20 protein-coding genes are annotated in these 19,757 nt (G+C 57.8%); 9 read left to right on the plus strand and 11 right to left on the minus strand.

The window, feature by feature from the left end:
- The first annotated feature begins 37 nt into the window (after positions 1 to 37).
- The 8 genes from lptB to yjgA all read left to right on the plus strand — a co-directional run bounded on the left by lptB (position 38) and on the right by yjgA (position 6,825).
- Complete coding sequence (lptB, locus tag C3938_RS02600; protein WP_105101694.1) at positions 38 to 763, plus strand: LPS export ABC transporter ATP-binding protein; 726 nt, start codon at positions 38 to 40, stop codon at positions 761 to 763.
- Between the two features lie 241 nt (positions 764 to 1,004).
- Positions 1,005 to 2,474, plus strand: coding sequence for an RNA polymerase factor sigma-54 (locus C3938_RS02605; protein WP_105103188.1), 1,470 nt, complete (start codon positions 1,005 to 1,007; stop codon positions 2,472 to 2,474).
- A gap of 181 nt (positions 2,475 to 2,655) precedes the next feature.
- Positions 2,656 to 2,949 carry a ribosome hibernation-promoting factor, HPF/YfiA family gene (hpf, locus tag C3938_RS02610; protein WP_105101695.1) on the plus strand — a complete coding sequence of 98 codons (294 nt, stop codon included), beginning with the start codon at positions 2,656 to 2,658 and terminating at the stop codon, positions 2,947 to 2,949.
- Between the two features lie 50 nt (positions 2,950 to 2,999).
- The gene (gene ptsN, locus C3938_RS02615) at positions 3,000 to 3,461 is read left to right on the plus strand and encodes a PTS IIA-like nitrogen regulatory protein PtsN (protein WP_105101696.1); all 462 of its coding nucleotides are present in this window, start codon (positions 3,000 to 3,002) and stop codon (positions 3,459 to 3,461) included.
- Positions 3,462 to 3,578: 117 nt separating this feature from the next.
- Positions 3,579 to 4,439 carry an RNase adapter RapZ gene (gene rapZ / locus C3938_RS02620; protein ID WP_105101697.1) on the plus strand — a complete coding sequence of 287 codons (861 nt, stop codon included), beginning with the start codon at positions 3,579 to 3,581 and terminating at the stop codon, positions 4,437 to 4,439.
- A gap of 50 nt (positions 4,440 to 4,489) precedes the next feature.
- On the plus strand, positions 4,490 to 4,759 hold the full coding sequence (locus C3938_RS02625; protein ID WP_105101698.1) for an HPr family phosphocarrier protein: 270 nt from the start codon (positions 4,490 to 4,492) through the stop codon (positions 4,757 to 4,759).
- Between the two features lie 132 nt (positions 4,760 to 4,891).
- Entirely contained in the window at positions 4,892 to 6,259 is a 1,368-nt protein-coding gene (gene mgtE, locus C3938_RS02630; RefSeq protein WP_105101699.1) for a magnesium transporter, read from the plus strand.
- Positions 6,260 to 6,294: 35 nt separating this feature from the next.
- Positions 6,295 to 6,825, plus strand: a complete 531-nt coding sequence (yjgA, locus tag C3938_RS02635) for a ribosome biogenesis factor YjgA (RefSeq protein ID WP_105101700.1) — start codon at positions 6,295 to 6,297, stop codon at positions 6,823 to 6,825.
- Positions 6,826 to 7,034: 209 nt separating this feature from the next.
- Here the strand turns inward: yjgA and C3938_RS02640 are convergent, their stop codons facing one another.
- From C3938_RS02640 to mpl, 4 genes are all read right to left on the minus strand, one after another.
- On the minus strand, positions 7,035 to 9,695 hold the full coding sequence (locus tag C3938_RS02640) for an efflux RND transporter permease subunit (RefSeq protein WP_105101701.1): 2,661 nt from the start codon (positions 9,693 to 9,695) through the stop codon (positions 7,035 to 7,037).
- A gap of 68 nt (positions 9,696 to 9,763) precedes the next feature.
- Positions 9,764 to 10,036 (minus strand): SelT/SelW/SelH family protein, encoded by a 273-nt coding sequence (locus C3938_RS02645; protein ID WP_199775474.1) that lies wholly within the window; start codon positions 10,034 to 10,036, stop codon positions 9,764 to 9,766.
- A 17-nt stretch (positions 10,037 to 10,053) separates the two neighbouring features.
- Positions 10,054 to 10,641, minus strand: a complete 588-nt coding sequence (locus tag C3938_RS02650; protein ID WP_233998792.1) for a flavin prenyltransferase UbiX — start codon at positions 10,639 to 10,641, stop codon at positions 10,054 to 10,056.
- A gap of 70 nt (positions 10,642 to 10,711) precedes the next feature.
- A complete protein-coding gene (mpl, locus tag C3938_RS02655; RefSeq protein WP_105101704.1) occupies positions 10,712 to 12,109 on the minus strand; it encodes a UDP-N-acetylmuramate:L-alanyl-gamma-D-glutamyl-meso-diaminopimelate ligase in 1,398 nt (465 codons plus the stop codon).
- Between the two features lie 374 nt (positions 12,110 to 12,483).
- Here mpl and C3938_RS02660 point away from each other — a divergent pair, with 374 nt between their 5' ends.
- Complete coding sequence (locus C3938_RS02660) at positions 12,484 to 13,752, plus strand: 6-phosphofructokinase (protein WP_105101705.1); 1,269 nt, start codon at positions 12,484 to 12,486, stop codon at positions 13,750 to 13,752.
- Between the two features lie 78 nt (positions 13,753 to 13,830).
- Here the strand turns inward: C3938_RS02660 and C3938_RS02665 are convergent, their stop codons facing one another.
- The 7 genes from C3938_RS02665 to C3938_RS02690 all read right to left on the minus strand — a co-directional run bounded on the left by C3938_RS02665 (position 13,831) and on the right by C3938_RS02690 (position 19,444).
- On the minus strand, positions 13,831 to 15,219 hold the full coding sequence (locus tag C3938_RS02665) for a glutamine synthetase family protein (RefSeq protein ID WP_105101706.1): 1,389 nt from the start codon (positions 15,217 to 15,219) through the stop codon (positions 13,831 to 13,833).
- Between the two features lie 124 nt (positions 15,220 to 15,343).
- A complete protein-coding gene (locus tag C3938_RS02670) occupies positions 15,344 to 15,712 on the minus strand; it encodes a hypothetical protein (protein ID WP_105101707.1) in 369 nt (122 codons plus the stop codon).
- The gene (locus tag C3938_RS17740; RefSeq protein ID WP_158681529.1) at positions 15,713 to 16,012 is read right to left on the minus strand and encodes a hypothetical protein; all 300 of its coding nucleotides are present in this window, start codon (positions 16,010 to 16,012) and stop codon (positions 15,713 to 15,715) included.
- A complete protein-coding gene (locus C3938_RS02675) occupies positions 15,990 to 16,832 on the minus strand; it encodes a bifunctional transcriptional activator/DNA repair enzyme AdaA (RefSeq protein WP_105101708.1) in 843 nt (280 codons plus the stop codon). The genes C3938_RS17740 and C3938_RS02675 overlap by 23 nt, the downstream gene beginning before the upstream one ends.
- 11 nt (positions 16,833 to 16,843) lie before the next feature.
- On the minus strand, positions 16,844 to 17,608 hold the full coding sequence (locus C3938_RS02680) for an SDR family oxidoreductase (protein WP_105101709.1): 765 nt from the start codon (positions 17,606 to 17,608) through the stop codon (positions 16,844 to 16,846).
- Positions 17,609 to 17,853: 245 nt separating this feature from the next.
- A complete protein-coding gene (locus tag C3938_RS02685; protein WP_105101710.1) occupies positions 17,854 to 18,447 on the minus strand; it encodes a hypothetical protein in 594 nt (197 codons plus the stop codon).
- Between the two features lie 274 nt (positions 18,448 to 18,721).
- Entirely contained in the window at positions 18,722 to 19,444 is a 723-nt protein-coding gene (locus C3938_RS02690; RefSeq protein ID WP_158681531.1) for a hypothetical protein, read from the minus strand.
- Positions 19,445 to 19,757: the final 313 nt, after the last annotated feature.

A 19,757-nucleotide genomic window follows, 5' to 3' on the forward strand; every position in this document is an offset into this window, starting at 1 on the left:
AAGCGGCCGTCTGTCCGCGCAGTTACCGGAATTCACTATGCCGACGCTCCAAGCGCTCCACCTCGCCAAGCAGTACAAGAAGCGCAAAGTCGTTAAAGATGTCTCCGTGAGTGTTTCAAGCGGTCAGGTCGTCGGCCTGCTCGGCCCCAACGGCGCCGGCAAGACCACCTGTTTCTATATGATTGCCGGCCTGGTGCAGGCCGATGCGGGCCAGGTGATGATCGATGAGGAAGACATTACCGGGCTGTCCATGCACGGGCGCGCACGCAAGGGCATTGGCTATTTGCCCCAGGAGGCCTCGGTATTCCGGCGTCTGTCGGTGCAGGACAATATCCTCGCCATCCTCGAGACCCGCAAGGATCTGGATCGCAGCCAGCGCCAGGAGCAGCTGGAAGCGCTGCTGCAGGAGTTTCATATCACGCACATCCGTGAGAGCCTCGGTATGGCGCTGTCGGGCGGCGAGCGTCGCCGGGTGGAGATCGCCCGCGCACTGGCCACCAATCCCGCCTTCGTACTGCTGGATGAGCCCTTCGCGGGAGTGGACCCCATCTCGGTGAACGACATCAAGCAGATTATCCGCCACCTGCGCGACCGCGGCATCGGCGTACTCATTACCGACCATAACGTGCGCGAGACCCTGGATATCTGTGAAACCGCCTACATTGTCAGCGAGGGACACATCATCGCCTCCGGCGCCCCCAAGGACGTTGCCGAGAACAAGCAGGTGAAAGACGTCTACCTGGGACACGAGTTCACCATCTGATCCCATCCGGGCGAAATCATCAGCATTTCACCCTTTAACACCGATCCCTGTCACAATTCTGACCAGGGTGCCCGAAAAAGGTAACTTTTTCGGCACACTTATTGCTAGGTTTTGCGCCCTCGGCCACTTGTGTTCCGATTTGCCCCGGGGTAGTCTGCAGGCGATGAGCAATCTGCCGCCGCCCAAGCATCAAATGCGCCGCAGCGGTGTTACGCCAGAATTTTATGCCGGCACACCCCCTATGAAGCAGTCACTCCAGTTAAAACTCGGCACTTCGCTGACAATGACGCCTCAGCTGCAACAGGCTATCCGCCTGCTGCAGCTGTCGACGCTGGAGCTGCAACAGGAAATTCAGTCCGCCCTCGACAGTAATCCGCTGCTGGAGTCGGATTTCGACGAGCATGGTGGCGAGCAACTGCAGGAACAGAACACCCCCGCCAGTATTGATCAGCGAACCGGCGACAATGCCGACAGCCGCCTCGACAGCGAGCCCGAGACCGCCGCGGATGGCGACTGGAGCAGCGACATCCCCGAAGACCTGCCTGTGGACACCCGCTGGGACGACATCTACACCAACAGCAGCCACTCCGGCGGCGAGGGCGAAGAGTACGCACTGGAACAGCGCAATGCCGCCTCGGAGAGCCTGCAGGACCACCTGCTGTGGCAACTGAACCTCACCCCGCTCACCGCCGACGACAAGCTGATCGGCGAGACACTGATCGATGCCATCGCCCCCAACGGGTTTCTCGACATCGACATCGAAGAGCTTGCGGCGTCATTCAGTGTGGAGACGGAAGAAGTGCTGGCCGTGCTGAAAGCCATCCAGCAGTTCGAGCCCGTGGGCTGCGGCGCACGCGATCTGCGGGAGAGCCTGCTGCTGCAATTGCGCCAGCTGCCGGAATCCACCCCCTGGCTGCCCCAGGCGGTTACCGTGGTCGGCCAGCACCTGGACCTGCTGGGCAAACGCGACTTCCGCCAGCTGAGCCGCCGCACCCGCCTGAGCGAAGCCCAGCTCGGCGAGGTAATGCGCCTCATTCAGACGCTGACCCCCTACCCCGGAGAGGCCTTCGGCGGTGAGGAGCCCCAATATGTTGTACCGGATGTGATCGTCAGCCGCCGCGAACAGCGCTGGGTGGTGGAGCTGAACCCGGAAACCACCCCCAAGCTGCGCATCAATGACGCCTATGCCGCTCTGATTCGCCGCGCCGACAATTCCATCGAGAACAACTACCTGCGCGACAACCTGCAGGAAGCACGCTGGTTCCTGAAAAGTCTGCAAAGCCGTCACGAGACGTTGCTCAAGGTGGCGAGCTGTATCGTCGAGAAGCAGCAGGGCTTTTTCGAGCTGGGCCCGGAGGCCATGAAACCCATGGTACTGGCCAATATTGCCGAGACCATCGGCATGCACGAATCCACCATCTCCCGGGTGACCACGCAGAAGTACATGCTTACTCCCCGCGGCGTTTTCGAGCTCAAGTACTTCTTCTCCAGCCACGTGAGTACCGATTCCGGCGAGGATGCCTCCTCCACCGCCATCCGCGCCCTGATCCGCAAACTGGTGGATGCCGAGCAACCGCGCAAGCCGCTGTCGGACAACAAAATCACTCAGGAGCTGGACAAGCAGGGCATCCAGGTGGCCCGCCGCACCGTCGCCAAATACCGGGAATCCATGGGCATTCCCTCCTCCAGCGAGCGCAAGCGACTGGTGTGAGCAGACTCACACACAATCTCTGGTCACACATACCCGAATTTCGACTACTCTTTGTGCAAATTCCGCCCGACCAATGCCCTGACATCGAGTGTATCCTTCCATTCTGGCGCACTTCCTAGTAGGGTTGCCGCCCTGTGCGGGGGTGCGGCCGGTTTGTGTAGTACCCGATGAGGAGAAATCCATGCAGATCAATATCAGTGGCCATCATGTAGACCTTACCCCGGCCATTCGCGATTACTGCCTGACCAAGCTGGACAAGCTCTCCCGCCACAATGACCTGATCACCAATGCCCAGGTCATACTTTCCGTCGACAAACTCATCCAGAAAGCGGAAGCGCGGGTTCATGTGAACGGCAACAAGGACATTTTTGCCGATTCGGAATCGGAAGACATGTACGCGGCGATCGATTCGCTCACGGACAAACTCGACCGACAGCTACTGAAACACAAAGAAAAGTTACGCAGTCACCGCTAGACGTTACCCCCGGGAGCGGTTGGCCTGCACTGCCAGATCACCTGTAAGTTATGACATTGGAAGCATTACTCTCTCCCCGCCTGAGCCTGTGCCACCTGGCGGGGAGCAGCAAGAAAAAGCTGTTACTCAACATCGCGCAGGCGATCTCTGAACAATACCCCGAGCTGGATTCCGATACCGTCTTCAACCAGCTGGTAGCCCGGGAGCGCCTGGGCTCCACCGGTATCGGCGAAGGCGTGGCCATCCCCCATTGCCGCCTGCCCGGCTGCGAGCGCCCGATTGGCGTCCTCTGCACCACGTCACCCGCTGTGGATTTCGATGCCATCGACCGCCAGCCGGTCGACCTGCTGTTTGCCCTGCTGGTTCCGGAAGACTCGGAACAGGAACATCTGGACACCCTGGCACAGATCGCCGCCCTGTTCAGTGACAGCCGGGTGCGCGACAAGCTGCGTGAAGCCACTACCAGTGACGAACTCTACGCACTGGCCATCAACAGCGCTGCGGCGGCATAATAGCCGTCGCACTGCCGGCGATCGCTCAGCGATGTAACACCGCCGGATCACGGGCCCCCAGCAACCACCCTGCTGCAAAGGATGCCCGCCCCCGAATCAGCAAGGAGCGCTCGATCTATGCGACTGGTGATCATCAGCGGCCGCTCAGGCTCAGGAAAGAGTTCTGCCCTGGAACTGCTTGAGGATGTCGGCTTCAACTGCATCGACAACCTCCCCGCCAGTCTGCTGCCGGAATTGATCCGCCGGGTTACAGAGCACCCCCCTCAGGAAACCACCCATCTGGCCCTCGGCATCGATGCCCGCAACCTGTGGCACGATGTACGCCAGGCACCCCGGGTAATCAGCGAGTTGCGCGAAAGCGGCGTCGAATGTGATGTCATCTACCTGGACGCCCGCTCACCGGTGCTGGTACAGCGCTTTAGTGAAACCCGCCGCAAGCACCCCCTGAGCGACAGCCGCACCCATCTGCTGGAAGCCCTCAATCACGAGAAAGAGCTGCTCGCCCCGCTGGCGGCAATGGCCGACCTGGTAATCGACACCAGCAGCCTCAGCCTGCATCAGCTGCGCGACCAGGTAAAAACCCGCGTAGTGGGCAAGGACTCTCCGGGAATGGCGATCCTGTTCCAGTCCTTTGGATTCAAACACGGCGTTCCGGTGGACGCGGATCTGGTGTTCGACCTGCGCTGCCTGCCCAACCCCTACTGGGTAGCAGAACTGCGCAATAAGACCGGACTCGACCCGGAAGTGGCGGAATTTCTGCGAGCCCATGGCGAAACCGAAGATATGCAGCGGGACATCACCACATTTCTCGAGCGCTGGCTGCCCTCCTACCAACAGAGCAATCGCAGTTACACCTGCGTCGCCATTGGCTGCACCGGCGGTCGCCACCGCTCGGTGTACATGGCAGAGCAGCTCGCCAGGCACTTTTCCAGTGAATTCAAGAATGTCCAGATCCGACATCGAGAGCAGCAGAAATAAACCGTCCCCACTCCGGATAGCCGCACCAGACAACAACACCAGAACAGCTCATGCAGAAAAGCCGCATCACCATCATCAACAAACTCGGTCTCCACGCCCGCGCCGCCAGCAAACTGGCCCAGACCAGCGCCCGCTTCTCATCGGAAGTGAAGGTGCACTGCCAGGGCAAGGCGGTGGACGGCAAGAGCGTGATGGCGCTGATGCTGCTTGCGGCCGGCAAGGGCATAGAGCTGGAGCTGGAAGTCTGCGGCCGTGACGAGGACGCCGCGCACGAGGCAATCTGCGCACTGATCAATGACCGGTTTGGCGAAGGTGAGTAGAAGACAAGCCATACGCTGAACCGTTGAATCCGGGCTGCTCACGACCTGGATGGTCTTTTTCAATACGCTGTTAATCGCCACATCACCGGTATAATGCCGCCAATCGCCGCCCTCCCGTAATCAGGTATCCCAGTGCCCAACCCCGTCACCGCCGACATCAACTTCCGCGCCCAGAATCAGCTCGGTGAGCTGTATGCCGCGCTGGACAGCGGCACCGGGCGCGAAGTGCAGCGTATGCTGCAATCCCTCTCCCCCCAGAGCATCGCCCAGCTGCTGGAAAGCTCGCCGCCGCGTATCCGCCAGGTGCTGTGGACACTGATCGACCGCGAGGTAGAAGGTGAGGTACTTCAGGAACTCGCCGATGACGTAAAAGCGCAGATCCTTTCCACCATGGACACCGAAGAAATGGTGGCCATCATGGAGGGGCTGAATGCGGACGACGTGGCGGACATACTCCAGCAGCTGCCCGATCGGGTCATGGCGGAAGTGCTCTCCGCCATGAGTGAAAGCGACCGCCAGCGAGTCGAGAGCGTGCTCTCCTACGATGAAGAGACCGCCGGCGGCCTGATGGACACGGACACCGTGTCTGTGCGCCCGCACCTGACCCTGGACGTGGTATTGCGCTACTTGCGCCGCCACGAAAAGCTGCCCAAGTCCACCGACAACCTGTTTGTGGTCAGCCGTCAGGACAAGTTCATTGGCCTTTTGCCCCTGACCCGACTGCTCACTGCCGATCCTTCCGTTACCGTGCGCGAGATCATGCGCACCGATGTGGAACCGATTCCCGCAGACATGCCGGACCACGAGGTCGCACAGCTGTTTGCCAAATACGACTGGATTACCGCGCCGGTGGTCGATGACAACAACCGCCTGCTCGGGCGCATCACCATCGACGACGTAGTAGACGTGATCCGTGAGGACGCGGACCACTCACTGATGAGCCTCGCCGGTCTCGACGAGGAAGAAGATACCTTCGCGCCGATCCGGCGCACCGCGCCGCGCCGCGCCATCTGGCTCGGGATCAATCTGCTCACCGCGCTGCTCGCTTCCTGGGTGATCAACCTGTTCCAGGGCACCATCGACAAGGTGGTGGCACTCGCCGTGCTGATGCCGATCGTCGCCAGCATGGGCGGCGTGGCGGGCAGTCAGACCCTGACAGTGATCATTCGCGGTATGGCCCTCGGGCAGGTGGGGCGCAGCAACCTGCGCTGGCTGTTGTCCCGCGAGCTTGGAACAGGGGCGTTAAACGGCATTCTGTGGTCCGCGGTCATGGGAGGGATCGCCGCCCTGTGGTTCGGGGATCTGCGCATCGCGCTGATTATCATTGCGGCCATGGCGATCAATCTGGTCACCGCCGCCTTTGCCGGCACACTGCTGCCGGTGGCCCTGAGGGCCCTGCGTATCGACCCCGCTCTCGCCGGCGGCGTGGCTCTGACCACGGTAACCGACGTAGTGGGCTTTATGTCTTTCCTCGGCCTGGCGACCTGGTTTTTTGCCTGATCGCTCCGGCACATCCTTTATTGCAGAGACATTTCATGCACAATTCCGACAATTTCCAGGATCAAGAAGACTTTGATGGCGACCAGCCAAAGAGCAAGACACAGCTCAAGAATGAGATGCTCGAGCTGCAGGAACTCGGCAAGCAGCTGACGGAACTCAACGCGTCCAAACTGGCGGAAGTACCGATGGACTCGGAACTTGAGGATGCCATCGCCACCTTCCACCGCATTAAATCCCGCGAGGCGCGACGCCGCCAGATGCAGTTTATCGGCAAGCTGATGCGCGATGCCGACGTGGACGCGATCAAAGCCGTTCTGGACAGCCACAAGGAAAAGGATCTGCAGCGTCTGCGTTTTGACCGTTTGGCGGAGGAGTGGCGGGACCGTTTACTGGAACAGGGCAATGAGGCGTTGAAAGAATTTTTCAACGAGTATCCGGGCGTGGATCTGCAACAGGTGCGCAACCTGCTGCGTGAATCCGGCAAGGAAAAAGCCAACAACAAGCCACCGACCAACCAGCGCAAGCTGTTTCGTTACCTACGGGATTATTTTGTTCGAGAGGAGTGAAATTCAGAGGTGGTTCTAAGCGGGTCCGGTGGCGACAAGGCACTGGGTATGGGTTTTCGAAACCGCTGTGAATACATCCCTGTACGCTGCGTCGGCGACATCCCTGTCGCCGACGCTTTCGAAAACCCATCCCCAGCACCTTCCCTTCAATTCACAGCACGGCACTCCGTCAGCAAACGTTGCTAGAGAAGAAGACCATCAGAGCGAAATCATGGCGATAGATCCGGACAAGTCTCAGTCGCCAATGGCTTTCCCAACTCTTCCGCCTTTTTTTCCTTCCCCAGCGGTTTGATCAGCACCAGCAGTAGCGGCAACAGGGTCAGGGAACCCAGTAGCGCCGCTGACATGGCGAGCGCGGTCAGCAGGCCGAAATAGATCGACGGCACGAACTTGGACAAAGCCAGGATCGAGAATCCGGCGATAATGGTAATCGCGGTGTAGAACATGGCACGGCCGATGGTGGCGTGGCTGCGGTGCATGGTCGCAACATAATCGCCATCTTTGGCAAATTCCTCGCGGAAGCGGTACAGGTAGTGAATCGCGTGGTCCACACCGATACCCACGGTAATCGCCGCGATGGTGATGGTCATCATATCCAGCGGGATATTTGCCAGCCCCATTCCCCCCAATACCACACAGGCCGCCAGCATATTCGGTATCAGCGCAATAATGGCCAGCGACAGCGAACGGAATAGCACCAGGAACATCAGCAGGATGCCGGCAAACACCGCACCGAGCGTCAGAATCTGCGACTTGAACAGACTCTGCAGCATGTTGTTGTAGAGCACCAGCATTCCGGTCTGACGCACATTTTCCGCCGCGATGCCCATGTCACTCTCTACAAAGCCGTAGATGCGCTGGATCAGTTCGTCGCGGCGCAGGTTCGGATCGGTTTCCATCACACGCATGGTGATACGCGCCTGCTGGTCTTGGGGAGACCAGTAGGGATTCACCAGCACCTGATTGATTTCTTCCGGCAGGCTCTGGCGTGCCACCGCCAGTTCGAAATCGTTCAGGCCGCCGTCGTTCAGATCCTTGGCCACCTTGTACAGGGTGGCGAGGGACTGCACTTTGCCGATTTCCGGCTGCGCCTCGAGAAAATCGTGCAGCTTTTCGATCTGGTTCAGGCCAGCCACGGTAAACCAGTAGGCTTCCGGTGCTTCCGTGCCGGACGCGCCGGAAGCAAACGGATCATCACTGGCAAACGGGTCTTCCTCGGTGAAGTCGTCAGCGGCGCCTGCATCATCGCCGTTTTCTGCTTCCGTGAATTCCTCAGAAGAGGTATCTGCGACGTCTTCGCCACCGAAATCGGCGGCGAAGGGATCCTCCTCACCCTCGAACTCCGGCGCGGCCTGCTGAGGCTTGTTCAGCACCACGTCGAGACTGATGGTGCCACCGAGACGTTGATCGATAACCAGCATGCCCTGGTAGATCTCCGTAGAATCGTCAAAGTAATCGATAAAACGGTTTTCCACTTTCAGGCGGGTGATACCCACCACACTGATCACCGCCGCCACCGCCGCCACACCCAGCACAATGCCCTTGTGGTTTTCGGTAAAGCGCGAGAAGACCTGGGTAAACGCGTGAGAGTTGTCCGCGCCCTGCCCGCCGTCGCGCTTTCTCAGAAGCATCAGGCTGGCGGGCAGGATCAGGAAGGACAGCACCAGCGCCAGGGTCACACCGATAGTCATCATCCAGCCAAAATCGATCACCGGGCGGATGCCACTGACCACCAGGGAGATGAAGGCCACCATGGTGGTGAGACCGGTATACAGACACGGCTTGGCCATGAACGACACGGTGGCGGAGGCCAGCTGCCAGCGATCCCACTCCGGGTGCTCGGCAAAATACTCGCGGTAGCGCACCGCCAGATGAATGGTGATGGCGAGAGTGATGATCAGCAACAGCGCCACAAAGTTGGCGGAGATCACGGTCATGCGCCAGTCGAGCCAGGACAGCAGCCCCAGCATCATAACCGCCGTGGTCACACAGGTAATGAGTGGCAGAAAGACCCAGCGCGACTGACGGAATATAAGCAGCAGGGTAATGACAATGAACGCCAGAATGCCTGCGCCAAAGACCACCAGATCACTCTGGATAAACGCGATCATGTCCGAGGTGATCATGGTGAGGCCACCGAGGAACAGCTCGGCATTGCCCTCATAGTGCGCAAGGATGTCCCGCACTTCCTGCACGCGCTCCCGCGCTGCGGTTTCCTGCGCGGTACGATGTGCCAGGTATTCGGCGGTAACCATTTCCAGGCGCTCGCTCTGTGCCGCATCCAGCCCTTCACTGTTGCGCAGGCGACGCAGGGCATCGCGCTCGCGCACCAGATCCAGCCCCTCTTTGTCGAGCTCCAGATTGAGCATCATGGCGGTGGTCTCGCCATCGGGACTCAGGATCAGTTCTTTGTAGATCGGACTTTCCAGAAACTCGCGGCGCACCAGATCTTTATCGGTACCGGGCGACGACAGAGTGCGGATGCCATCGGCCACATCCGTGATGGACAGCTTCGGGCTGTACAGCAGCGGTACATTCAGGATCGACTGCACCCCGGTGACGCCATCCACCATCGCGAGCTCATCCTGCAGGCGACGCATGGTGGCCAGGGACTCGTCACTGAAGAGGTCACCGTTTTTGTAACGGTAGGTGACCACGAGAAAATCGCCGGAGTTGTAGCGCTCGGAAATCTCGCGGAAAAAATCCAGAGAATCGTCGGTTTCCAGGGTCAGGGAATCCGCGGAGGCATCCAGTTTGAACCGCGGCAACCCCGCGGCAGCGGCAATGGTAAGCAGCGCCACCAGTGCCAGCACGGTCTTCGGATGTCCAAGCACCAGCTTTTCGTACCAGGTCTTCAAGCCCAACAGCATAATTCAGTTCGCTTTTTCTAATAGAAAACAGGCACCGCCGGTGCCCACGGATCCGGAAAATGTAAAAGTCACTTGTCCACGTGACCGAGATCGCGCTCAGGGAAAAGTACATCCCGCACTTTCTGTTTCAGTTCTTTCGGCCCGGGGAAACCGCCATCGCGCTTGCGCTCCCAGATCAACTGGTCGCCGACGTGAATCTCGAAAACACCACCGCTGCCCGGCTTCAGGGCCACCTGCTCGAGATCCTCGGCAAAGGTGTACAGCAGCTCCTGCGCCATCCAGGTGGCACGCAGCATCCAGTTGCACTGCACGCAGTAGTGAATGGTGACGGTCTTTTCCATCACGCCCCCCGTAAAAATCAGGTTTCTACACTGCCCCAGGGAGGCAGCAGCGTCTGTTCAATATCCAACTGGCTCAGAATCCGCGCCACCACAAAGTCCACCAGGTCCTGCACCGACTGCGGCTTCTGGTAAAAACCCGGGCTCGCCGGAAGGATCACCGCGCCCATGCGCGTGAGCTTGAGCATGTTTTCCAGATGAATTTCCGAGTAAGGCGCCTCGCGGGGTACCAGAATCAGCTGGCGGCGCTCCTTCAGGGCCACATCCGCCGCGCGCTCGATCAGGTTGTTGGAGGCTCCACAGGCAATCGCCGACAGGGTTCCGCCGCTCGCCGGGCAGATCACCAGGCTGCTGGCGGCACCGGTGCCGGAGGCCACCGGCGAAAACCAGTCGCGCTTGCCGAACAGGGTCAACTGGCCCTCTTCCGCACCGTAGAGTTCGCGCAGAAAAGACGCCGTGCGTTCTTCGTCCTCCGGCAGTGTCACCTCGGTTTCGGTGTCGATCACGATGCGCGCGGCATCAGACAACAACAACCACACGCGCACCCGCGCCGCCAGCAGACACTGCAGCAAACGCAGTCCGTACTGGGCACCGGATGCGCCGGTCATCGCGAGGGTGACGGTTTTGGGGTAAATCGGTTCGGCCAAAGAAGTATCCGTTGCGCCCCGGAATACGGGGCTATCCGCTGTGTTTGTGCGATCCGTACTTGTGCGCGAGAGCACTCAGCAAACGCTGGTGTACGCCGCCAAAGCCGCCGTTGCTCATCACGATGACGTGACTGCCGGGGCTGGTCAGTTCGAGAACAGATTCTACCGCAGCGTCAATGCTGTGGAGAACCTTCGCCGGCACAGTGGAGTGGTGAACCACCTCATCCAGAGACCAGTTCATCCCTTCCGGCTGGTACCACAACACCAGGTCTGCCCCGGCACAGGCGCGCGCCAATTGCTCGCGGTGATGCCCCATGCGCATGGTATTGGAGCGCGGCTCGATCAGTGCAATCACGCGCTCCGTCCCGACTTTTGCACGCAGCCCATTCAGGGTGGTCTCGATCGCGGTGGGGTGATGGGCAAAGTCGTCGTAAATACGAATGCCCTGGATATCCCCGAGGCACTCCATCCGCCGTTTCACGCCCTCAAACGCGCCCAGAGCCTCCGCTGCGGTGGCGGGCTCCACACCCACATGGCGGGCCGCAGCCATGACCGCGAGGCCGTTTTTCACACTGTGCAGGCCGGTCTGCTGCCAGTTCACTGTCGCCACCGGCCTGCCCTCCAGCAACACCTCAAAATGGCTGCCGTCCGCCGCGATATTCACTGCGCACCAATCCCCCAGGCGCACACCGTCGCCCTGCTCCACATCGAATCGCTGCACCTGGCTCCAGCAACCCTTGTCCAATACCTGGGTCACCGCATCTTCCCGCGCGGCCACCACCAGACCATTGCCCGGCACCGTGCGCACCAGGTGGTGAAACTGCTTCTGGATCGCCGCCAGATCATCAAAAATGTCTGCGTGGTCAAATTCCAGATTGTTGATGATCAGTGTGCGCGGGCGATAGTGAACGAATTTTGAGCGTTTGTCGAAGAAAGCCGTGTCGTATTCGTCCGCTTCCACCACAAAGAAGGGGGTGCCACCAAGGCGCGCTGACACGTCAAAATTACGCGGCACGCCGCCGATCAGGAACCCGGGGTCCATACCCGCGTAGTCCAGTACCCAGGCCAGCATACTCGCGGTGGTGGTCTTGCCATGGGTACCGGAGACCGCCAGCACCCAGCGCCCACCGAGAAAGTGATCACACAGCCACTGGGCGCCGGAGGTGTAAGGAAGCCCCTTTTCCAGTACCGCTTCCACCGCCGGATTTCCGCGCGACAGCGCATTGCCGATGATGACCAGGTCGGGGGCCGGCTCCAGTTGGGCGGGATCATACCCTTCCGTCAGAACAATCCCTGCGCGCTCCAGCTGGGTGCTCATGGGGGGATACACATTGGCATCGGAGCCGGTGACCTTGTGTCCCTCCGCCACCGCGAGCTGCGCCAGGCTGCCCATAAAAGTGCCGCAGATGCCTAGAATATGAATATGCATACCAGTTTGTTCACTCAGTTCGATATGTATGCGCGCCGGTCTCACTCACCGAAGCCGAACACGCGGCTGCCCGGGACTGCCAATTCACGCAATCATTCCCTATTTATGGGGGAATTTTCGGCCATCTCTGTGGCCGGGCACGGGTTTTGCGTTTACCAGAGCCACGGGCAGGAAGTGCCGGCAGTGCTCGAAAAATCAACGCCGCGCAAGCTTATCACGGCCTTTTCCCGCAGTAAGTGTCGAATACCCGCAATTCCATGCAATTGCCATATGAATACATTAGACTTCGCGCCGCGTGAGGTAGCCGTCAAGAGCCGCCCGCCGATACCACCCCACGCCGCGGGTGACTTTAGACGAGAAGCCATAGGATAGACATGTCGAAGAAGAACGCCTTTTACGCGCAATCCGGCGGTGTTACCGCCGTCATCAACGCCTCTGCCTGCGGAGTCATCGAAACCGCCCGCCAACACAGCGACAAGATCGGCACTGTCTACGCCGGCCTGAATGGCATCGTCGGCGCCCTCAAGGAGGAGCTGATCGACGTCAGCCAGGAGAGCCAGGAAACCATTGCCGCCCTGCGTCATACCCCCTCCGGTGCTTTCGGCTCCTGCCGCTATAAACTGAAGAGCCTGGAGCAGAACCGCGCGGAATACGAGCGCCTGATCGAAGTGTTCAAGGCCCACAACATCGGCTACTTCTTCTATAACGGCGGTGGCGACTCCGCAGATACCTGTCTCAAGGTCTCCCAGCTATCGGAGAAAATGGGTTACCCCATCCAGGCCATCCACATTCCCAAAACCGTGGACAACGACCTCCCGTTTACCGACAACTGCCCCGGCTTCGGCTCCGTAGCGAAGTATGTCGCGGTGTCCACCAAGGAAGCAGCCCTGGACGTAGCCTCCATGTGCGCCACCTCCACTAAAGTATTCATCCTCGAGGTCATGGGCCGTCACGCGGGCTGGATCGCCGCCGCCGGCGCACTGGCACAGGAGCAGGAAGGCGATGCCCCGCACATCATCCTGCTGCCTGAAGTAGCCTTCGATAAAGAAAAATTCCTGGCGAAGGTCCAACAGACCGTCGCCGATAACGGCTACTGTGTGATCGTCGCGTCCGAAGGCGCCCAGTATGCCGATGGCACCTTCCTCGCCGACGCCGGCGGTGTCGACGCCTTTGGCCACAAGCAACTGGGCGGCGTCGCTCCAACCCTGGCCAAAATGGTGAAGGACGAGCTCGGTCTGAAATATCACTGGGCGCTGGCCGACTACCTGCAGCGCGCCGCTCGTCACATCGCCTCCGCCACCGACGTGGAACAGGCCTACGCAGTGGGCAAGGCCGCGGTGGAGGCCGCGGTATCAGGCAAGAACGCCATCATGCCCACCATCCAGCGTCACGGTAGCAGTGCAGCCGACTATCGTTGGAGCATTGGTGAGGCCCCGCTGTCGGAAGTGGCCAATGTCGAGAAGTTCATGCCGAAGGAATTCATTTCCGAGGACGGCTTCGGCATCACCCAGGCCGGCCGCGATTATCTTGCACCGCTGATTCAGGGCGAGGATTACCCGCCCTACAAAAACGGCATTCCCCTATATGCGCGGCTGAAGAAAGTACTGGTGGAGAAAAGGCTGGCGGAGGCCTTCAAGGTCTGACCCCGTTTTTCAAGACCATGAAAAAGCCCCCGACCTGTTGCAGGGCGGGGGCTTTTTTATTACCGCGGCATGCGGATGTCAGACATTCAACAGCAGGTGCTGCCGTTCCCAAGGGGAAATCTCCCGGTGGAACAGCCGCATTTCCTCGCTTTTTACCGCCGCGTACAGCTGACAGAATCCCTCACCCAATGCCTGATGGATTTCCTCGGCATCGTCAAAGATGCGCAACGCCTCATCAAACGTGACCGGAATATAGGAGCGCTCTGCCTGCTCTTCATCCAGTTCTGATTCCGCCGGCGCGTCGGGTTCAATGCGGTTCACCATACCGAGATACCCACAGATCAGGCTTGCGGCAATCGCCAGATAGGGGTTGGCATCCACACCGATCACCCGGTTTTCCAGGCGGCGATCCTGAGCACCGGAATTCGGTACCCGCAGGCCGGTGGCACGGTTGTCGTAACCCCAGCCGATATTCGTCGGCGCACTGGAGTTTGCCTCGGATTCAAAACGCCGGTAAGAGTTCACGTTTGGCGCGATGAACGGCATCACCTCCCGCATATGTTTCTGGGTTCCGCCAATAAAATAGCGGAACAGATCAGTGGCGTTGCCGTCGTCGTCAGAAAATATATTCCTGCCACTGTCGATATCCACCACACTCTGGTGCACGTGCATGGCGCTACCCGGCTGGTCGCGCATGGGCTTCGCCATAAACGTGGCGAACATGCCATTCTTAAGCGCCGCCTCCTTGATGATGCGTTTGAAATAGAACACCTGGTCCGCAAGCCACAAGGGATCGCCGTGGGTGAGGTTGAACTCCACCTGCCCGGCGCCGTCTTCCTGGATTACCGAGTCGATATGCAGGCCCGCGGACTCCGCGTATTCATAAATGGTATCGATCACCGGGCCGTATTCATCGATGGCCGTCATCGAATAGGACTGCAGTGAGGTGCCCGAGCGCCCGCTGCGTCCCACCGGCGGCTGGATGGGTTCATTGGGGTCGATGTTCGGCTTGGTCAGGTAGAATTCCAGCTCCGGCGCCACAATCGGCTTCCAGCCACGCTCCGCGTACATCGCCATCACACGCTTCAACACATTGCGCGGTGCGCAGGCGATAGGATTGCCTTCGAGATCCTGCAGGTCGTGAATGATCTGCAGCGCCGGCTGCTTCGCCCAGGGCACCGCCATCGCCGTGGACATATCCGGCACCAGGGCCATATCGCTCTCGGCCCACTGGTTCTCGATATCCATCTCCACATCCTGACCGGTAATGGTCTGGTAAAAAATGGAGATGGGCAGGAACACCGGGCTGTCCGGAGAGAACTTACTGAGCGGCATCGCCTTGCCGCGGGACATGCCGTTGAGGTCGGGAACGATACACTCCACCTCATCCAGCCTGCGGCCGTTCAGGTAAGCGTGAAATGCAGCGGGAAGATCATCCAGCCAGGATTGTGCGTCAGGCTGACTCATGGGGACTCCGGGTATGAGTAATGTCCAGCGCATTGTAACGGAAAATGCCACTGCGGAAGTTGGACTTTCTATCGCGGCGCGCCCAAATGCAAGGGTAGTGCATGGGGCTAAGATTGTGGTTTGGTCAGGTATTGCCGCCCGCAGAAACCAGGTGGATGATATTGGATGGGCTGGATATCCAAAACGCCCTGAATCCCTCGGGTAAAGGTTCAATCTCATCGCGGCGGTAGCAACCCTGTTCCCTGAGATATCCCGAAGCCTTGTCGATATCACTGGTGACGACTTCCAGCCAGATTTCAGACTGGCTCAATCCCGGCATGCAATCGAGCCACAGCACCTTGCCGCCAAAATCAAATCTCGGGGTCTCATCCGGACCATCGGGGGTTAACTCCGCGAGCCGCAGCACATCCCGATAAAAACGAACTGTATTCTGATACTCATGTGCCGGGACTTTCATGGCGATATTCTTCCCTGGCTGAAATTCAAGATCCATTCAAATCCCCCTAGGCGTGAAAAAGGCAACGGAATCAAAACCATCGTCGAAGTAATAGGTGCGTCTGGATTGCAAGTGCCAGCAAACGCACCTCCCCGCTGAATAGCAAATACCCTGCGGATGCGATCTGATTAATACGGCTTCCGCAGCGATGCTGGAAATATGCTTATCGACGAGGTCGTCTCCACTCAGATCCGGATTGGCATCCTTGGTTCTGCGCAGGGTCAGCGGAGATTTTCCAGGAAGAAGCAAACGCATCGCAATTCGAAAAAAGAAGCTAGGACGCAACTGGCTCTTCACGCATTCTTTCCCAGGTTTGTACCATAAGCTTCTTGGTGGGGCCCCAGCGGTAACCTCCAAGCGCACCACTCTGCTGTATAACCCGGTGGCAGGGGATCAGTAAGGCAACCGGATTGGCTCCAATGGCGTTACCAACCGCTCTTGCAGATTTTGGGGCACCGAGTGCTTTAGCTACCTGCGCGTAGCTGGCCACAGCGCCCGGTGGTATTTTTAGCAGAGCTCGCCACACAGCGACCTGGAAATTGGTTCCTGCCACATAGAGCGACAGCGGACCATGCTTGGAAGCTATATCACTGCCAAAAAATGCATCCATAACATAGCGCGTAGATGCCTGGCTCTCCCTGAGAGAACTGAACGGCCAAGCATTTTGCAAATCATTGAGCAGTTCTTCGACGCTATAGAAGTCCATGAATTCTACGCGACAAACACCGCGCTGAGTTACGGCAACAAACATAGGGCCAAAAGGTGTAGGGTGCACACCGTATTCGATATGCACCTGCTTGCCTCTATTTTTATACTCCCCGGGTGTCATTGCCTCCAACTGCACAAAATGATCATACAACCTTGAACTTCCGCTCAATCCCAGCTCGTGTGAAACTTCGAGCAAGGAACGAGAGCTATCCAACAACTCTTTGCTCCGTTCCAAAGTCAGAACTTGTAAAAATCGCTTTGGAGTAGTCCCCGCCCAACGGCAAAACATCCTCTGAAAGTGATACGGGCTCAGATGTACATGAGCGGCGATCTCCTCCAGACTGGGCTGAGCAGTTGCCCGATCTACCAAGTAGGCCATGGCACTTGCAATTCGATCATAGTCTGACATGGCTCGACCTCTCAGACACGATTTATGGAGACACCACCATCGACCAACATCGCAGTACCAGTGGTGAAACTGGAGGCATCAGAAGCCAGGTACAATGCGGATTGAGCAATTTCATCTGGTGTTGCCATACGCTTAAGAGCGTGCAGATTATGCACAAAGGTCAATGCCTCTGGTGTATTGGCAAACTCACGCCCTGCTGGGGTATCCGTACCACCGGGCAAAAGGGAGTTGACCCGAATATTCTGAGGCCCATGCTCTGATGCCAGTACTTGGGTCAGCCCAATAAGGCCAGCCTTACTGGCTGCATAGGCAGCCATACCCGGCATACCAGCGGTATAACCAACGAAGGTAGAAGTGAAAATCAACGAACCTCCTTTTCGAGCAGTCATGGCGGGCAGCTGGTACTTTGCACCCAAAAATGCACCGGTTAAATTGGTCGAAATAACATGATTCCAGTCCGTTTGTAGCATCTCAGGGACTGGCCCCATAGCACCCAGGATAGCCGCGTTGTTGAAGGCAATATCCAAACCGCCAAAGTGATTTACCGCCCTATCTACCAAGGCCTTGGCGAAATTCTCCTCGCCAACATCACCCGCTAGCGCCAGTGCTTGCCCGCCTTCCGCACGGATCGAGTCCACAAGGTCATCCAGCTCCTTCTGTCGCCGTGCAGCCACCACTACCGCAGCACCTTCTCTCGCAAAAAGCTTCGCGGTTGCGTAGCCGATACCGGTGCTGGCGCCGGTAACGATAGCAACTTTGTTGGCAAGTATAGTCATCGATCATTTCTCCTGGCTCTGCTGACTGCAAAGGGCACATGCCCGAACAGGCGCCATATTAGGAGGCGATACGACTACTGCCGACCCGAATCTTGCTGTATGTCAATTACGCTATAACACCGCGAGCAGCGGCAGCTTTGGGCGCTTTATGCGCGAAAATGGGAGTGAAGCGACCTGCGCAGAAAGTGCACAAAGTAAGCTGTCCGGTGGAGGCCCATAGGGCCGATACAAACTGCCTCGCTTTGTTATACATCTAGCCATCCTTTAACCACCTCTTTTATCTCAATTTCACTAAAGCCAAGATATATGAGCAAGCCAAAAATAAAAGCAATCTCGATTAATTTCACAATACTACCGGCCAAACTTTTCTCGAATGACTCGAGTTTAAAACCTGCTGTTTCAAAAATCCAAAATGGCAAACGCAAAATTTTAGTAATTGAAGCTAAAATCCAATACAAAGGATTGATAATTTTTAATAGCTGAGACCTTTCAACTTCATTACATGAACCAATAGTTTCATTTAATAAGTCAAGTTTTTGACCATCTTCGATCAGGCCATCAGCATCATTGTTAAGAATAGTAGTGAATGCATGGGCTTGAGCCCTGCTTACCGGATCCATAGCTACAACCGGAATTTGGAAGATACTGGCCAATCTCTTAACTCTAGGCAACCCTCTGGCAAGCTCTTCACGAAGCCTATTCATCTCTCCAATATGACCGTTTATTTCCTCAACGGTAGCGCCAAAAAATTCTTTATTCTTATTTAAGAGATATTTTCTGGCAGACTCATAGTAGCCTTCTAGAAATTTTCTATCTGATTTAATACTGAAGTAAATCATGCTTCCCTTGTATAACAAGTTTATCCAATAGCACAGTCATATATAGACACTCACGTAGACATGCACGTAAGTGTCCACATATACGCAGATGGCTACATATATACACACAAGTGGCTACATATACACCGATGCCTACATATAGCCACAGAACGCCAGCGCGGTCACGAAAATATTTTCGGCTTCCATTACACGCAATTGCAAACGCGGGAGATTCACTAATCAGCCGCTCTGTCTTACTACCCGACCTACTTTATCTACGACTTACCGGGAAGACTCAATCACTGTCCTGTCGAAATTTTTCCACCCCACTTTCCGTCACCAGTGCTGTAGCGAGCACGCTATTGGGTGTACCGGGGTCAATGGTACCGGCAAAGGTCGCCTCCCGCTGGATCGCGAATACTTTTCGGACTTCCCCAGCTTCATTGCTGTCCCGGTGGTAATTCAGGATGGCGTCCCAGTAGTAGGCATTGCAGGTATCCGAGCGCAGTTCGCGCGGGAGACTGCAGCCACTGGCGGTCTGATTAATGCAGGAACCTTCGATGGTTTCCATGTCGACGCTGGAGGTGTACCAGGCGACGACGTCGTCGCCGCTCAGTTGCGGGTTGCCATCCAGGATTCTGCGCAGGATCAGCGGTGACAGGTAGGCGTGGTCACCGCCAGACGAGCAGCAGGCGCCGCGGCACATGGCGCACAGCCGGTCGCTCATGGTCTGTAATTCGGGGGTGCGGTGAAAGCAGTCTTGATTGCGATGGGAATCAGCCACGTAGTGGAGGTTCTGGTCTTCGACAATCTCGGTGGCGGAGACAAAATTCCCCGCTGCTGTCACGATTTTCTGCAGGTGTGCACGATAGTTTTCCAACCGCTGTTGAGTCACCGGTGCGATACGCGTGCGCCCGAAGGGAATTACCGCCCGGTGGATATCCCGCGTGGCGAACTCCGGGCGTGTTTTCAGCAGTGCATCGAACAGTTGCTGATTTTCCTGATCTTCGGCTTCCACGCGCGCGGATTTTTTCTTCCCGTTCCTGTTGCGCGGCTTTCCGTTCGCGATACTGTGCGCTGACGGATTCCAGCTGAGCACGGAACAGGTTTTCCGACAGGTGGCGGCGCTGTTCGATAAAGCGGGAGCAATCAAACGATTGGCAATGAGGGAACTCGGACGCCGCCTGCTGCCGTTGTCGCAAGGCGGAAATGGGTTCGCTGCAAGCACAACAGTGCGGATTCGCGGTGCACGGCGCTTGGGGATGTGACATCCGTAAATCTCCCTTTTACGGTCTCTCCTTTACTGCCTCGCTGCAAACACGGGGCGTTGC

Source organism: Microbulbifer pacificus (assembly GCF_002959965.1).
Lineage (GTDB): Bacteria > Pseudomonadota > Gammaproteobacteria > Pseudomonadales > Cellvibrionaceae > Microbulbifer > Microbulbifer pacificus_A.

Excerpts from the sequence above, each read along its gene's own strand:
- lptB (WP_105101694.1), top strand. The coding sequence starts at position 38 with ATGCCGACGCTCCAAGCGCTCCACCTCGCCAAGCAGTACAAGAAGCGC.
- C3938_RS02605 (WP_105103188.1), top strand. The coding sequence starts at position 1,005 with ATGAAGCAGTCACTCCAGTTAAAACTCGGCACTTCGCTGACAATGACG.
- hpf (WP_105101695.1), top strand. The coding sequence starts at position 2,656 with ATGCAGATCAATATCAGTGGCCATCATGTAGACCTTACCCCGGCCATT.
- ptsN (WP_105101696.1), top strand. The coding sequence starts at position 3,000 with ATGACATTGGAAGCATTACTCTCTCCCCGCCTGAGCCTGTGCCACCTG.
- rapZ (WP_105101697.1), top strand. The coding sequence starts at position 3,579 with ATGCGACTGGTGATCATCAGCGGCCGCTCAGGCTCAGGAAAGAGTTCT.
- C3938_RS02625 (WP_105101698.1), top strand. The coding sequence starts at position 4,490 with ATGCAGAAAAGCCGCATCACCATCATCAACAAACTCGGTCTCCACGCC.
- yjgA (WP_105101700.1), top strand. The coding sequence starts at position 6,295 with ATGCACAATTCCGACAATTTCCAGGATCAAGAAGACTTTGATGGCGAC.
- C3938_RS02640 (WP_105101701.1), bottom strand. The coding sequence starts at position 9,695 with ATGCTGTTGGGCTTGAAGACCTGGTACGAAAAGCTGGTGCTTGGACAT.
- C3938_RS02645 (WP_199775474.1), bottom strand. The coding sequence starts at position 10,036 with ATGGAAAAGACCGTCACCATTCACTACTGCGTGCAGTGCAACTGGATG.
- C3938_RS02650 (WP_233998792.1), bottom strand. The coding sequence starts at position 10,641 with ATGACCGGCGCATCCGGTGCCCAGTACGGACTGCGTTTGCTGCAGTGT.
- mpl (WP_105101704.1), bottom strand. The coding sequence starts at position 12,109 with ATGCATATTCATATTCTAGGCATCTGCGGCACTTTTATGGGCAGCCTG.
- C3938_RS02660 (WP_105101705.1), top strand. The coding sequence starts at position 12,484 with ATGTCGAAGAAGAACGCCTTTTACGCGCAATCCGGCGGTGTTACCGCC.
- C3938_RS02665 (WP_105101706.1), bottom strand. The coding sequence starts at position 15,219 with ATGAGTCAGCCTGACGCACAATCCTGGCTGGATGATCTTCCCGCTGCA.
- C3938_RS02670 (WP_105101707.1), bottom strand. The coding sequence starts at position 15,712 with ATGGATCTTGAATTTCAGCCAGGGAAGAATATCGCCATGAAAGTCCCG.
- C3938_RS02675 (WP_105101708.1), bottom strand. The coding sequence starts at position 16,832 with ATGTCAGACTATGATCGAATTGCAAGTGCCATGGCCTACTTGGTAGAT.
- C3938_RS02680 (WP_105101709.1), bottom strand. The coding sequence starts at position 17,608 with ATGACTATACTTGCCAACAAAGTTGCTATCGTTACCGGCGCCAGCACC.
- C3938_RS02685 (WP_105101710.1), bottom strand. The coding sequence starts at position 18,447 with ATGATTTACTTCAGTATTAAATCAGATAGAAAATTTCTAGAAGGCTAC.